At 59.9% G+C, this 16,174-nt stretch carries 5 protein-coding genes and 1 pseudogene; all 6 read right to left on the bottom strand.

Going from position 1 to position 16,174, the window contains the following annotated elements; all coding sequences use genetic code 11:
• Positions 1–51: 51 nt before the first annotated feature.
• A pseudogene (locus tag ILFOPFJJ_RS31965) lies at positions 52–408 on the bottom strand (IS110 family transposase); the annotation flags it as partial.
• A gap of 689 nt (positions 409–1,097) precedes the next feature.
• Complete coding sequence (locus ILFOPFJJ_RS31960; protein ID WP_173514467.1) at positions 1,098–1,634, bottom strand: tetratricopeptide repeat protein; 537 nt, start codon at positions 1,632–1,634, stop codon at positions 1,098–1,100.
• Positions 1,635–1,645: 11 nt separating this feature from the next.
• Complete coding sequence (gene sctV, locus ILFOPFJJ_RS31955; RefSeq protein WP_173514466.1) at positions 1,646–3,766, bottom strand: type III secretion system export apparatus subunit SctV; 2,121 nt, start codon at positions 3,764–3,766, stop codon at positions 1,646–1,648.
• A gap of 555 nt (positions 3,767–4,321) precedes the next feature.
• Positions 4,322–5,212 carry a SctD/MshK family protein gene (locus tag ILFOPFJJ_RS31950; protein WP_173514465.1) on the bottom strand — a complete coding sequence of 297 codons (891 nt, stop codon included), beginning with the start codon at positions 5,210–5,212 and terminating at the stop codon, positions 4,322–4,324.
• 116 nt (positions 5,213–5,328) lie between these two features.
• Entirely contained in the window at positions 5,329–5,547 is a 219-nt protein-coding gene (locus ILFOPFJJ_RS31945; protein ID WP_173514478.1) for a nodulation protein NopA, read from the bottom strand.
• Between the two features lie 1,332 nt (positions 5,548–6,879).
• The gene (locus ILFOPFJJ_RS31940) at positions 6,880–15,687 is read right to left on the bottom strand and encodes a shikimate kinase (RefSeq protein WP_246299949.1); all 8,808 of its coding nucleotides are present in this window, start codon (positions 15,685–15,687) and stop codon (positions 6,880–6,882) included.
• Positions 15,688–16,174 lie beyond the last annotated feature (487 nt).

The following is a 16,174-nucleotide window of genomic DNA, read 5'->3' as shown; positions in this document are numbered from 1 at the left end:
CCGCATCAATTCCCTCTCGGCGCCATCTATCCGCGCGTCTCAACCGCCATCGACAGCCTGCTCGTCCTGTGTTTTTGCCGGCACGTACCGCATGGTCGGCCGGGTGACTGCCTCGCAAATAGCCTCGGCGTCTGCGGCGTCAGTTTTATTGCGTTTGACGTAGGCCTTCACGTATGCGGGTGGCATCATCCGAACCGTATGCCCCAGGGCCTGAATTTCCCGAGCCCAATAATGCGCGCTGCCACAGGCTTCCATCCCTACGAGGCAGGGCTCCAATGTGCGGAAGAAGTCAAGCACCTGCGATCGACGCAGTGCGCGGCGTACAATCACGTCTCCTTCTTCGGCTATGCCATGAACCTGAGAAACGGATTTGGCCAGATCGAGCCCGACTGTGATAATCTTCTTCATGGAGCGGTCCTTCTTCTTTGTGGCGTTTCAACACCACCACGTTAGGCACTTGATGCCGTTTGAGAAGGGCCGTTCCACCTCATCAGCTTCGAGCCGACAGGGCCATGTACGACACCGGCGAATATTCAAATCAGCGACCTTGCGGAGGTGTTTTCAATCTCGCGGCCGACCGTCTATCGGACCTTAGGACGTCAAAGTACCTGAGGCGAATGAGAAACGCCCACTAACGTACGATTCCGCCCTCAGCCGGAACCAACCCCAGCCAGCGGCGGCACTCGTCGCCAGCCGCGAAAGTCAGTTCCGCTTCGGCCCGCTCGATGCCACGTGGCCTCTTTGTGACCGTCGCGGCGATCGACGCCGCGAGCTTCACCATTGATGCCGACAACTATTGCCCAGCTCCGGCTGAGGCTGGGAGCCGTTGACCGAGCGGCGATCCGCGGGCTTGTTGTACGAGGCAAGTCTACCTGTATCTGAGGGTCTGACAATCAGCAAATTCCGCCATCCAAGACTTCGACCCCGAAGGGCTGCCGACTTCATCCGGGAGCACAAAGCTGGGCGCCGCGACGGCCAAACGACCCGGCCCACAATTGCCCGTCACTTTTCCTTGGCGGACCTTTGCGGCCTCCCTTCGCGAATGCTTCGAAACTGGCGTTCTGACATGCGAATCGAGTCTGCTGCGTGTGCCACAGCTATCGCGACTGTACCAACGCACTCGGTTCGGACTTCACGCCAAAAGCCAGGGACAGGTTGAGATTGTGTTGCAACATCTGATTCTCTGGCTCTGTTTTGAGAGCTCGCCGGTATAGCGCTTGTGCCGCGGCATGCCGCCCCTGAATATCCAAGACAACTCCTTTGGCATTCAATGCACGCAAATTACTTGGGTCCGCAGCTAACACTTCGTCGAGTACCTGAAGCGCCTCATGCTCCCGTTTCTGGGCCAGCAACGCCTTAGTTAGACTGATTGCCGCATCGACATTGTCCGGATGCTGCTTCAGATTTTGCAAAGCCCGCTCTTGAGAATCCTGACCGACTGCGCGCAAAATGCGTTCGCGCATTGCCGGATCGATGTGATTGGCGCCGAGCAACGCTGGCGGCGACGTCTCCTTCACTGAAAGAGCTGGCTTATTCCAGCTAGCGCAACCGCCGAGAGGCAGCATGGCGAGTACGGCGAAGAGAACTGAGTTCAAACGTAACGGTGCAGCGCCTGTATTCTCATGCGAATTCATCTTTGGATCTCTCACCTATCATCGAGTATTTGGCTATCAGTCGACGGCAACGCGGACATCCCGAGCTTCCCCTGACGGTCCACTATTGGTTCCAGGCGGAGCTTAACGGATCCGGCGGGTTGAATCGTGAAGTCGGGCGCGAGGTCCTGGTAAGACAGCACAGCAAGATCAATCTCGTTGCGCGTGAGAAAACCGCGGACGAAGCGTCGGACATCCATCGAAGTTAATACAACAGGGTGGGTCTGATCCGGCGCTATGCTGGAAAGGATCTGACGCATCTGTGACAGCAGCGCTTCGCTTTGCCGATCCTCTAGTACGAGGTAGGGTCCTGCAGCCGATTCCCGAGCCGCACTGCGCACCACATCTTCAGTCTCACGTTCGATGATGAAGGCGGGCACGATTCCGTGTTCGTTGGCATAGCGGTGACAGATCTGCCGCTTCATACCAGAACGAACGTATTCCGTGAGGAGGGCGACATTTTGCTCGCGTTCGCTCCATTCGGCCAATGCCTCCAAGACGACGCGGGTGTTGCGGATCGGGATACCTTCATCCAGCAGGCGGCGCAGCACGTCGGCTATCCGAGGGATCGGCGTCGTGCGCAGCACCTCCTTCACCAGATCAGCATATTCCTGCTCCATCCTGCCCAACAATTGGCTGGTCTCCTGGATGCCGACCAAGCGCGGTGCAAAGCGGATTAACGTCGCTTGGACACGCAACGCGAGGAGTTCGCTGGGACGGTGGTGCCCGATGCTGGCGGCCTTCAGAGCCGGTGCATGGCTTTGTTCGACCCAGATTGTGTCCGTTTCTGAGTCATGCCGAAAGGGGATGCCGCTCGACTGAATGTTCGCGAGATCGTCTTTGAGCATTAGCTGTGTCGGATTAATCAAATCCTGTTCGACCGGCACGCCCTCGATATCTATCCTGAATTTCGACTCCGGCAGCTGCTGATCGACCGCGACGGGGATGCGGGGAACGATAATGCCGAGATCGGCTGAGACTAGTTGCGAAACGCGTGCAATGTGCTGTTGTAATTCGACTTGGTCGACCGCCTGCATAAGGTTCGGCGCAAGGAAGATGGCGATCGGAAATGCCTCCGCCGGCATGGTTTGGTTATGAGGCTCCACTGGAGTTGCAGTTGTAGCATCGACATTGCCGGCGCCCAGCACATTACCCTTAACAACGCTTGCCGCGGCGAAGACCGCGGCCAAAATAAGAAAGACGGGCAGAGGAAAACCAGGAACGAACCCCATAGCAACCAAGACGGAGGCCGCCAGCCGCAATGCTCGCCTACTGGCTGTGAGTTGATTGACTATGTCGGTCCCAAGGTTGAGGCTCCCAGCCCCAGTTACACGCGTGACGATGGTCGCCGCGGTAATTGAGAGCAGCAGGGCCGGGATCTGCGAGATTAGCGCATCACCTATGGTCAGCAGGGTATAATGTCGCAGCACCTCACCGAAGGACATACCCTTCGAAAGCAGGCCGATAGAAATCCCACCCAGCATGTTGATGAAAATAACCAACAGCCCGGCGATGGCGTCGCCCTTCACAAATTTCATCGCGCCGTCCATAGCGCCGTAAAGTTGGCTTTCCTTCTCCAATGCGCCGCGCCGCCTGCGAGATTCGTTGGCATCGATATCGCCGTTCCGTAACTCTGCGTCGACCGCCATTTGCTTGCCGGGCAGAGCGTCGAGCGTGAAGCGCGCAGCCACTTCTGCTACGCGTTCAGCGCCCTTCGCGAGGACCATGAACTGCACCATGGTCACGACCAGGAATATGACTATACCTACGGCAATATTGCCTGAGATCACGAAATCGCCGAACGTGTGGATGATGCTGCCCGCCTCCCCTTCGGCCAGGATCAGTCGCGTCGTTGCGATGGTGAGCGCCAGACGGAAGACAGTGGAAATCAAGATGACGCCGGGCAAAGAAGAGAATTCAAGTGGCGTGCTGATATACAAGGCAACCATCAGCAGCAGTATGGCCAAGCCCATATTGAATCCGATCAGTGCGTCGATCACCGCGATCGGTACCGGCATCACCATCATAGCCACTGCCAAAAGCAGCATCAGCGCGACCATTAAGTCCGGGTTGGTTGGCGCGCGCTCGATGAGGTTACGCATGCTATTGGCCATGAAGGCCCCCATGTGATCGTTTGAGAATTGCTCTGCCTCTACGCAGCTTTCGAAGACCCGCCAGCGCATGGCAACGCTTGAGACTGAGAGACCGCGAAAGCGGCTGGTTACCGGGTGTATACAATGTGTCCAGGCCCGTCAGGGTCTCACCGCCAAAATCGGCCGAAATGAGCGCACGGTCGGGTAGTCGCAGCAGTTGAACATCCCGAAAATTATCGAAGGTAGGGTGCCGCAATAGGGGCAAGGTTCGTGCGCTCTGCGCACATGCAAGGCGGACGTAGGAGGGCGCGCCCAGCACGCCTCTGCTTCGGGATAAGCACGGCATCACCGGTTTCGGGAACCTTCGTCGGTCACATTGAAGTATTGCGCTGGGTCCCGGCCCGCCATCGTCTTGCATTTGATCAACCTGGTTCCCGTTCTGCTGGAGCAGGCCCACCCGCCGAAACGGGACAACAATTCCTTCACGCACCGCCAGACGATACCGAGCGCGACAGGGTAGGTGCGGCGGCTTGGGCATGGAGTTCTCCTTAATGTGGGCTGCGACCCGGGAAGCATTTAATAGGGGAGGGAAGCAAGGAGGCCATTTCGGCTCAGCACCACGCGACTGTCCTCGATCCGATCCACGGTCCATCCATCATCCAAAAGCGCCCCGACGAAATACTTCTCGCCTTCGATGACAACATACGGCGAGGACCCACGCCAAACCGCTTCAACCGCGATTGCGGACGGCGCCTTCTCCTCTTTCGTGATTACTCCATTGACCAGTGTTAGAGAGCCCTTCGTGCGATGATCGAACCACTGCTGAACCTTCTGCCAATTGGTGGCGGATGCAGACGAGACAGTACCCTCAGCGCTAACAACACCGTTTGCGGAGTCGATCTTAATGTTGAGCAAGCCTGCTCTATCGACTTCCCGTTGCAGATCTCTGGCCGCTGCCACGGCAGTCTGATTGTCAGCGCGGCTGTTGGTCAGCTTGGGTTTGAAGGTAGAATCAGGTGAATTGGCGCCCGATACATCGGCGCTAGCGTAATAGGAGAAAATCGTTGAGAGCGCGCCAATCCCGAGGGAGCCCAGTAAAACGAACGCTAGTACAGGAATCGAGAGGCGTGGTTTGTCGATCGAGGCAACTGGCGCTGCACCCTGTGCCGACCAGAGCATGGACATCGCGCCCACGTGGATGACGACCGGAAGAGGAACCACAACGCACTCGCCTTCGGCAATATTTCCTCTGCCCTCCACGCTGAGTCCGGCTGCAAGGGCTTCCACCTCGATCGAATCGGCAACAAAAGTGATGCGAAGATGTTGAGGCGCGAGTCCTTGCTCGATGAAGATCAGATCGGCGTCGAGGCCACTACCGATTACGCTCGTTTCTGGAGCCAGCGTGCCGGTCAGTCCGCAATAGAGGCCCGACAGAACTTCGAAATGAAGGCAAACGGTGTCATTCAAGGATAATCTTCCGGACAAGGAGAGAAGCCGCACGGCAATTGCCGCGCGGCTCGTTTCGTTTCTACACCGCGCCACCAAGTGGTGCGATCGAGACTACCTGAGTCCCGCTTCAGACATTACTGAACGCGTTCGTCGGCCACCTTTTTGACTGTCGTGAGCTGCGTCGTAACAGTGCGCAGCAACATACTCCTATTCGTAGCCTCCGCGCTAACCGCCGCCAGCTCCTCGATTTGCGCCTTAAACGCAGCAGCCCCATCGTTTTTGGCATTTGCGTTTGCCCCCATGTTGGGGTTAGTACCACCAGTGTTACCAGAGGAGCCAACCTGTTTACCCATATTGCTTTCCTTTCTTAGAATTGTGCCGTCATCAACGGCACGCCAGTTCCTGACGAGGACCATCCAGCATCAGGTATCCTCTTCAGTGTCTGCCATAGTCTCCTCGGCATCAGCCATGACATCGTTCATTACAGTGAACGCAACGGCACTGAGAGCCAGTTGGAAGGCTTCTTGTTCAGACGCAGCCTGCGATCCGCCAGAATTGGGCGGAATGTCCGTCTGATCCCGCCCCCTGGCGGGCCCATTAGGATCGGCCGGCTTTTTAGGATCGGAAGGTCCGCCAGGTGCGTGCGGCGGTTGTCCATTCGAGCGTCCATGACCCCCTGCGCGGGCCAAGGAAGCACCGAAGCTGCCAAAACTTCCAATTGCTGCGACCATGGGGTACCTCCGGCGTTTATCTTCATTCGTCAATGGGCGGCGATGCCGTTTTGGCATCCACCTCCTCAAGCTAAAGTCACCACCTTTCGACAAGCTGACGAGCTTTAGAAAAAAACGCGCTGCGATAGATCACGGATGTGTGGTGAGGGCGGTGCCTTCTACTGCAGGCGCCGGGTCAACTGTCGTGATCTTGAAAGCTCGAAAAATGGCCGGCTACATCGGAATATGCAGGCGAACGGCAGCGTCGGCGAATTGACGGAAATTCCCGAAGTCGCCGCATGCCGAACACATCCCCGCTGAATCCAGGTATGACATCGACAAGCGCTTTGTCGGCTCAGGTGCTATATTCTCCCGGCACGGACGACCACGTGGCATAGAGCGCCACCTGAGAATGAAACTGCCGCCGCACAGATTTCATAGCCGTTCCTCCTTTGTGGCATCCGTGCGCCGCTTCGGTCCTCTTGGTCGCCAGTGGCGGACCAGCAGCTCATAGGCGTGCTCAGCATGCTCGGCCGCAACCTTATCTAGCTGCGCAATCCCTTCACAGGCATAGGCTTGAGCCCGACGACGAAGATGGCGTTCGTTGGGCGCGCCGGCCTGAGGGCGAGTTGCCGCTACTTTAGTCAAATAGCGGCGTCCTCACTAAAAATAGTCTTCTTCCTGCCTCGTCAATAATATGTGCCGGATCAGACGGCGAGCTTGCGGGCGTCGCGACCGCCGCAACTTGATGGCCGCGCTTGTTGTGGATACGCAGGAAGAAGCTCTTAAGCGAGACGGGCACCTTCGCTGCCGCCCAGGCGCCTCGACCAGCATAACTCAGTCGATGTATCGCTACTGCAGTGGTTTCAGCTGGTGCTGCGAACGAAACACCGCATGATCGTCGGATAGATTTTGCTCACTCGACTGCCCTTGACGCGGCGCTCGGCGCCACCGGGGCGCCAGCGGCGGCTTCGTTCAATCCCGTCGCAAACACCAGGGTTCCGGCAAACTTGACTGGCTCGGCGTGCCGTTTCGAGGAGTGCATATCAATGCCTCGCCAGCCGGTTTTGCAGCGCCCGGCGATCGGCGACGAGGGTGTCGAGGTGCAGCGGCTCGTGGCTTGGCCGCTTCCCGTGGAGCAGGTGTTGAACCAGCGCCCGCGTGCCGTCGACGACGAAGACGCCGCAATCGTAATCGTTCAGCTGTGCGGCCATGCGGGCTGTTCGACGAGGCTGGCGGATCGACCCCCCCGATCTGAGCATCGGAGGAGGGGGTCGGAAACGCCGGCCCAGAATGAATATCGTCGCGCAATGGGGCATCCGAGGGGCTGCGGTCTGCGTCGGCCAGGCACAGGTACGCATGCAGCGCCGTCAAGCATGGGTCCGCGTTCTTTCGATCGGTTTTGTGGGGTGGGACAAACCTGAGGTTAGCTTGTTGATAGAGCGGCCGGCGCTCGCTCATCAGCCGGGCGAGTTTCTGGTCCGGATCGGGGCCTTGCAGCAGCGGGCGTTTGGGGTCTTTCCTTGTTCGCTTTTGGATCACGTCCAGGTCGGTATCAAACCAGATCGAGAGCCCTTTGTTGCCGATGAGGTGGCGAGTCTGCTCATTCAACACCGCGCCGCCGCCGGTCGCGATCACCGCTATCCCGTCCTCAAGCGACTTCGCGATCTCACGTGCCTCCAGCCTCCTGAAATAATCCTCGCCGTGGTCCTTGAAAATCTCCGATATCGATTTGCCGGCTTTCTGCTCGATTTTTCTGTCGGTATCGATGAAGTGCAGCCCCAGCCGACGCGCGAGAACTGGGCCAATGGTGGATTTGCCAGCGCCCGGCATGCCGACGAGCACGATCGGCCGCTCGCCGAGGGCAGCGACAATCTCCCTAGCCTCCGGTGACCTGGCGATCTTCGGCTGTGTCGATCGTCCGACAGCTCGCAATCCAGATGCCGGGGCGGTGCTACGCTTACCATCCCTCCAGTGTGCTATGCTCAGCACGTCATCGGGTCTGTTAACGCCCTTGCAGCCTTCTCTTACCTTCTGCTCAAGTCTCTCTACCTTCTCCAGGGCATCCCGGCGCTTCAGCTCCTGCAGCTCTTTATAAACGTGGTGATTGTCAACTTTGGCGCTGTAGCTGACTGGCGTATGGAATTCCACCTGGAAGCGATAGCCTTCTGTGGTGGCGAGCACCGTGTGGATGCCGAGATAAGTCGGACGCTCGAATTTGAACCAGTTAGTCACCTCGATCTCGGTGTAGTCCTGCTCCTCGAAGGCCAGGATGGCTGCCTTGAAGGCACGTGTAAAATCGTTGTCAGGAATTTCGAAGACGTGGCGGACGGCGCTGTTGATCAGCTGTTGGGTGCTGTCGGATGAGGCACTGGTGCCGGTGAGCTGCTCTCTTATGGAGCGTTCCGATCTCAACCGGCGCTCCAGATGGGGCATTTTCACCTGGATGCCCATGTTCCTCAGGCTTGCGGCGACGCTGAGTGCCGCTGTGGTGATTTTCCCCTCTTCTTTTGTAGCGCGGGCAACCTCAATCCGGGCGCGCTCTGCCGCCTCCTCGGGACTGAGCGTGATCGTCTCGCCAGAATCCGCTGCGGCTGGCTGCAAGCGCGAGGGCTCCGGCAAAATGCGCTGCTCCACAGCGAGATTGATCGAGGTTTGCATGACCGAAGCCGTCAGCGTGGGATTGTCCTCCAGGTCCTTCAAGGCTGCACTGGCGTCAAACCTTCCATGGTTGAGAGACGCTGCCAGCCCCTTGACGTAAGGCACGGACCTCAAGCCAGGCGTCGTATGCAGCAGCCGCTGAAGGCCCCGGCTCTTCTTGGAAAACAGCCGAGCGCCAGTGTTGGATTTGTAGGCGTCGGTGCCGACCTTGATGCCGAGGCTCAGGAGGTTGTTTGCGCTTTGCACGAGGTCGCCCGGATTGTAGCCGTCCGGGCGAGGATCGATCCGCGCAGGATAGTTGTCGATCAAGGCCCGGATGCGGTCTCGTGGTCGAGAGGTTGCCGGATAAGCATCCGCCAGATCCGGCAGAAGCTCTGAGACGGCTGCGCTGAGCGTCGTGCCTTTTGCGTCGTTCGCGGTTTCGACTGTTTCGGTCAGATGTTCCAGCTCAGGCCCCTCTGCCCATGCCTCAAGGTCGGTGACGAGCAACTCGGCCATTTCGCGAGCAACCGGATGTTCGGCGACCTCGCTCTCGCGCCTCGCTCTCGCAAACATGTTCTCGATATCCTGGCCACTCACCTCTTCCCGGCTCAACAACTGACCGATGTCTCGCCGGAGCTCGTGGTGAATGCCCTCGTAGGTGCCAAAGACGGCACGCTCGGCAAACCAACGTCGTGCTTCATGGGATTGAGCCAGAAAGTTCCGCTGCAGGCCGCTATAAGTTTCCAGGACATCCTGGGTGGCAGCGAGAATCTGGGCGGCGCGACCAAATTGGTAGCTGTCGCCGTCAAGCGCCGGGGTATGCGACTTTGGCGGCTTCAGCGACGGAAGTCCGAGAGCTTGCTCCTTTTCATCGAACTCGCGCACATGCTCATAAAGCTGCGGCCGGTCGCCGATGATGATGACGGTGTCGCCGTCGAAGTCGCCGTCAAGCTTTTTCTGTTCACCGGTCGGAACGGCAACCAACGAGCCCGGGGCAAACACCTCGGTGGCCTGCAGGATGCCGAGGCCGTCGAGCGGCGTGTCCTCCTTGACGCGGTCCTTGCCTGTCGTCCAGTGCGAATGGCACTTGACGTCCTCGGCAGACATCACCAGCCCACGGTCGGCGTAGGCGGCCGGCCACATCTCGTCCGGCACGACGATCAGAATGCCCTTGGCAAAGAAAGTCGGATCGTCGGCCGCGAGTTCCTCCCCCGACTTCTGAGCGACATTAAAGCTGTATTGCATGGCCACACATGTGTCCAGGAACGCTGCCGTCGGGTCCCCACCAACGGCTGACCTGACCAGGCCGGCGGCGAATGGCCGCAGGTTCGGCTTGTCGTACGGCGAGCGCCCGATCAGCACGCCGTTTGCCCCCGTCAACGTCTCGCTCTTGAGCGTCGGCAGATGGAGACATTCATCACCGGACGGTACCGCGACAGCGCCGGGACCGTCGATATGTCCGCCAGTCACGGTTCGAAACAGCTCCTCGGCCGTCAGCCTTTGCCCCTGCCGGCTCTCGAGCCAGGTCTTGGCTTTCTCTAGCACCTCGTTCGCCACCGGCTCGCTGCGCGGATAATGTTGCAGCGCCGCGGCAGGCAGGGACGATCGCCTTCCCTCACCAAACGCGGGCACCCGATCAGAACCTTCCTGCCCGCCGGCCCGGCGAACAGCTGTCATACGCTTGGCCAAGGAAGCCTTGATAAAGCCGCAGCCGTCATGTGGTCGCAACGCAATCGGGCCTTCCGGCCCGGTCAGCTTGAAGGGATGTTCCTCGCTGGCAGGGCGGTCCGGCAGCAGCGACAGTTTGAAGGCGCCTTCCAGCGCGTAGTCATGAGGACCTAGGTCCTTGAGAGCCGGCGGCGCGGCAAAACCCCGGCGCTGGGTATAGTAATATGCCTCTTTGAAAGGTGCCCAGGCGCGCGATAGCTTTTCAAAGGCGGTGCCCGGTGCGGTTTCGGCATAGGGAATCGCCAGCAGCTTCCCGCCGGAAGGCTCTGCCTCGACCCGACCTGGAACGCGGGCGGCAACCTGGGAAACGGTCCTTTGCGGCGGCTTTAACTTGCTTCCGCCGAACAGATCCATGCGGTATGGCACGCCGTCGACGGTCAACGTGCGCGCCAGCATAAACGGGCTCGGCTTTCCTGGCAGTTGCACCGCGACCATTTTCACTGCCCCCGAGGTCAGGCGATGAAAGATCGAATAGCGCGTCTCAGGCTCCGTGGCCAGTTGCCGGCCCTGCATGTCGACCACCGGCAATCGCATCAGCCCCGCCTCACCCTGCGGCGGTCTGGGCTCGTGGTCCATGGCTCGCAAAACCTGATGGGCGTCGAAGACGGCCGCTGAATGTTGGGCCTGCACCATCGCGGCATTCTGCGCCACGAACGTGTCCAGTGCATCGATCGGACCCTCCGCCTCGATCTGCGCGATCAAGTTCCAGCTCATGTTGGAAAGGTCGCTTTCGATGAGCTCGCGCGTGCTGTCCAGGATTTCCTTGGTCTTGGACTGCAGCTCGTCGCGCCGCACACGCAAATCGGACTTCTTGCCCTCGACATACGGCCGCCGCAGCAATCCCGCCAGGTTCGCACGGGCCTTGAGCACTTGATAAATCGACAGGGCGGGACGGCGCGTCGAGGTCGGCCCACGGCTCCGCTCGGCATCGCTCGCCCTGACAACGGCCTCGATCTTGTGCTCCACGATCGGTTGGATATCGTTCAGCAAGTTCAGAGCCTGCCGCCTGTGCCAAAGCAGCTGCTTGCGCGGGCTGCGCGCCAGCGGCAGCAGAGCGGCGCACAGATTGCCCATGGTTTCGAGGTTGTTCTCAAGGGCAAAGCCAGGGGCACGATACAATTCTGCGAGCCGATTTAAACCTGCTCCTGAGAGCGAACCGAGATCATCGTACAATCGGGCCTTGGCCAACGCCTTCAAGATGTTCGCCACGCCCACCGCGTCGGCCCCCTCCAGGCGATCGCTGGCATAATGAAGATAATGAGCCAGTTTGTGGAGCCGATCTTTCAGCAGAGCGGCCTCTGCAATCTCTCCGGCGTCCACGCTCCTCATGACCCCCCGCGCCAAACTGTTGGCGATGCTGGAGAGCCCGGGCGTCGTAAAATGACGGAACGGTTGACCCGCCGGCCCAAGTCTGCGCCCGATCTCCAAAACCGCCTGGCTGCACGCCTCTTCTTCCGGCCACCTGTCGAAGCCGTTGAGCAGATTTGCTAGGTCTTGGGGATGAAACTCGCAGAGTAATTCGGCACGGCGAAGCACCTCGCCGGCAATCACTGCGGTGGCCTGACGTGATGTTTCCTCTTGCGGCCACTTGCTTAGCCCGTTCACCAGGTTGGCGAGGTGCTGCGAGGTAAAATCAGGCCGCCGGTCAGCGCTGCGTATCACCTCGCCGGCAATCACTGCGGTGGCCTGACGTGATGTTTCCTCTTGCGGCCACTTGCTGAAGCCATTCACCAGATTCGCCATTGTCTGCGGATTGAAGCCAGGGAGCGCCTCGCCGGGGCTGGCGCGACCGAGCACCTCCCCGGCGATTGCAACGATGGCCTCGCCGCAGCCCGCTTCGTCAGGACACTTGCTGAAGCCGTTCACCAGGTTCGCCAGATTCTGCTCATTGAATCCCGACAGCCAGCCGGCGGAGCGAGCCACCGCCTTGGCGATCGCAACGATGGCGCCGCGGCAGTCCTCGGGCCACTTGCTGAAACCGTTCACCAGGTTGGCGAGCCCCTGCGGCTCAAAGCCATGGAGCCGCCCGGTGCGGCTAAGCACCTCACCGGCGATCGCAACCGCGGCTTGCTGTGAGTTTTTCCATTGTGGCCATTTGCTGAAGCCGTTCACCAGGTTCGCCAGGTGCTGCGGATTAAGCACACGCAGTTGCTCGGCGCAGCGAAGCACCTCGCCGGCGACCACGTTCGTCGCGCGACCGAAACTCTCCTCTTGCGGCCATTTGCTGAACCCGTTTACCAGGTTCACAAGATGCTGCGCATCAAAATCAGAAAGCCCGACCTCCGGGCGCTCGGCGCGGTGACAGACCTCATCGGCGATTGCAAGGGTAGCGCGTGAGCACTCCTCCGCGCGCAATTTGCTGAAGCCGTTCACCAGGTTCGCCAGGTGCTGCGGATCAAAACCAGAAAGCCCAACCTTGGGATGGTCGGCGCGGTGACAGACCTCACCGGCGATCGCAATGGTAGCACCGCGGCAGTCCTCGGGCCATTTGCTGAAGCCGTTTACCAGGTTCGCCAGTGCCTGCGGATCAAACACAGGCAGTTGGTCGGCCGAACCAGGGACCTGACGCGCGATCGCAACGATAGCGCTGTGGCAGTCCTCAGGCCACTTGCTGAACGCGTTCACAAGGTTTGCCAACGCCTGTGAATTAAACCCGGACAGGCCGGCTTTTTCATCCGCAAGGCGACAGATCTCATCGGCTACGACAACGGTCGCTTGATGTGAGTTCCCCAGTTCCCGCTCCTTGCTGAATCCGTTCACCAGGTTCGCCAGGTGCTGTGAATTAAACCCAGACAGGCCGGCTTTCTTATCGGCGCGGTCACAGACCTCGCCGGCGATTGTGTCGATGGCGCGTGAGCACTCCGCCGCCCGCAATTTGCTGAAGCCGTTCACCAGGTTCGCCAGGTGCTGCGGATCAAAACCAGAAAGTCCGGCCTTGGGGCGGTCGGCGCGGTGACAGAGCTCACTGGCGATCGCAATTGTAGCGCGTGAGCACTCGGCCGCCCGCAATTTGCTGAAGCCGTTCACCAGGATCGCCAGCTGCTGCGGACCAAAACCAGAAAGCCCGGTCATGGAGCGGTCGGCACGGTGACAGACCTCACCGGCGATCGCAGCGATAGTGCCGCGGCAGTCCTCAGGCCACTTGCTCAAGCCGTTGACCAGCAGGGCCACATTTTGACCGTTGAGCTCCGAAAGCGCTCCGCGTTGCTTATGAAAAAAATTGGCGATTCTGATCGTTCCGTCGCGGCATTCCGCCAGTCGGGGATATCGACTGAACGACAAGACCAACAGCGAAAGCGTTTTGCTTTCGACGTCGTTCAGCGCACTGCCGAGCCGCGACACCTGAGCTGCCATGGCCCTGCAAGCTTCCATGCCTGCTCGACCTCCAGGCTCCCGGCTGATCGCGTTGCATGAGGTGGCGTAGCCCCACGTGTTGCGGGCGCGGACATCTTGCTCCCATCTTGGAACAAATTGACGGGTGAACTCGGAAGCGGCCTTTTGTAGGAACGTCGCGTGATGCGCCTGGCCTTGCAGCCTCTTGTCGTGATCCAGCACGGCGCATGAGAATTGATTGATGTCGTGAGCGAAGGAAATGTCATGTAAAGCGTCATTGAGCCGTGCATCCTTGAAGCTTTGTGCGGCTACATGGTCGAAACGCCGCCGTCCCGGTCCTGCACCCGGCCTGGACTCGCCGCTCAGTTCTTGACCACCCAGCCAGGACCTGTCACCAAAACGCAAAGAGCCTTCTTTCCTGGCCATCGCGTCGGCCTGCCGACTTTGGCCATGCCGCGGCCCACCGGCTGCACGTCGCGAAGCCGTGAGGGGCCCGCGGAGGCCGATGGAGGAACCGGCAGGTTCCTCGCCGAGGGCCTCGCCGGCGCCTGGCTCAATGCGAGCGGAGGACATCCCTCTGTGAGACACAGAGCGCATCCGCTCCACGCCGGAATCGGTTGATTGGCTGCCTTGCCCAGGGGCATCATTTGATTGTGGATGAGACCTGCTCGATCCTGCGTCGCCAATGCCCGCAGTTTTTTGCCTAGCAGATGCGAGCGCCTCTGGTTGCGATCTCGGGGCTGCCTGGTTGCCGGGCCGGGATGCAGATTCAGAACTCAGGGAGCTTTCTTCTCGAGCTGGCGCTCCAACAGATGACACTGAGGGAAGACCGCGGGGCGCCGCCATGTCTGAACCTGGCGCAGCGGCTGCTCGTGTGGCGGCGTCCGGCATACCACGTGTTCCAACGGAAGGGCTCGAAGACCTATTGCCCACGGAGAGAACATTCGCTTCTGTCGCCGTGCCGCTGTCTTCCACAGCGACCTGCGGCGCCGGCCGCCCAACCGTCGAACTCCCGGCGCCGCCGGCCGGCTTGCGTTTGCCTTTCCCTTTCCTGCGCCTTGCAGTGCCTTCGACCACCACGGCGCTTTCGGTCACAGCCTTTTCAGTAGTCGTGTCGGTCTCTATCGAAGAAGCGGCGGGCCGTTCGCTGAGGGGTGGTACCTTCGGCTGCAGGTCGAACAGGCGCAAAACCTCGTCCGCAATGATCCGCGCGCCTTCCGCGATCTGGCCCAACAATTCCAATGGGAGGTCGGCGCCCGTTCGGTCGTTGCTTAGCCTGGCAAGAAGGTCGGGCAACGCCGACGAAAACTCCAAAAGCCTCTCCCTGACTCCTTCCAGAACGGAGCAGTCCGCTGGCTCGAGTGGGCGCCCTGCCTTGGTCTGCAGGGCATCGCGCGTCCGGTGCAGGGCCGGCAAAACTTCGGCGCTGAGGTTGTGCAGCAGGCGCACCCGCCCGTCCTCACCGATAAGCATTTCCTTCAGGGCGGCCTGCAAACTGCTTGCCCGCGGCTCAATCATCAACTTCGCCAGATCAATTCGCGATTGCAGAACCATGAATTTCGAAATCAGTGCCGACCCACTCTGCAGCCGCAAATTGGCCTCTTCTGCCTGCTGGATCTCAATCTTTGTATTTGGTAGGTTGGCAGTGACGGCATAGGCTAGCTGGATACGTTCCTCGCGCCATGTCTTCTTTTCCCAAAACTCCACGCAAGCCACATAGTGCCTTGCCACACTGGAAACGGCTTGGCTCAGCTGAGCGGGGCCAGGGTTGGATCGGAGGATCAGGTCGAGCACACCGCGCGCCTTACCTCGCATCTCCAGCAATCGCACGCCATCCGTGGCCAGCTGCATGCATTCGGACGCCGCATCGAGCACCAGATTGCGCGTTCGACGCGCCTGATCATTGGACAAAATGCTGCGCGCCCCGGGGGGCAGACGCGCGTGATATTCCAGAACTGTTGAGCCTGCATCGAGGATTCGATCGAGCGCCTCTTGCTTCTCCTCCAGGGTTGGGCCTCGGCTGGCCGCTAGGAGCGCTTCAGCGCGGCGCGATTCAAATTCTGCAAGCAAGCCTTTCATATGTTGATCTGCTGTCTTGGTTTGTCCGCTGGCAAACAAAGCGGGACTGCCACACCCGAAGTCGGTGGCTGGTCAACGACTAGGGCGGTGGCTTCACCGTCCGGGGCTAACGGAAGACGGCGCCGCCGCGCTTGCGCGGCTGCTCGCATAACAGTCTCCAGGACTCGCCGTGCGCCCACGGAGGGGACGGACGACCTCTCGTCAAGGCCTCCGCGTTCGCAGGTCGCCGTTGTGCCTTGGGGCCCAGAATGCATCAGCTCCAGGACGCAATCGAACTTTTGGCAGCCTTCCGCTAGCGCAGGGCTTGATTGCGAGCGCGAACTGCTTGATCCCGAAGTATTGTCGGCCCCAGCATTCCCAATGCGCGAGTTCCGAGGTCGGCCAATGCCCGTCATATTCCATCTCCGATGCAGCGAGAACGCGTTGCCTATCGTGTTGCGGGCTGATGTCGTTCAGCGCTATTTGCACAAGGCTTTGGCTGATATGT

The sequence above is a fragment of the Sinorhizobium psoraleae genome (assembly GCF_013283645.1).
GTDB lineage: Bacteria > Pseudomonadota > Alphaproteobacteria > Rhizobiales > Rhizobiaceae > Sinorhizobium > Sinorhizobium psoraleae.
This window is presented reverse-complemented; position numbering and strand designations above follow the sequence as displayed.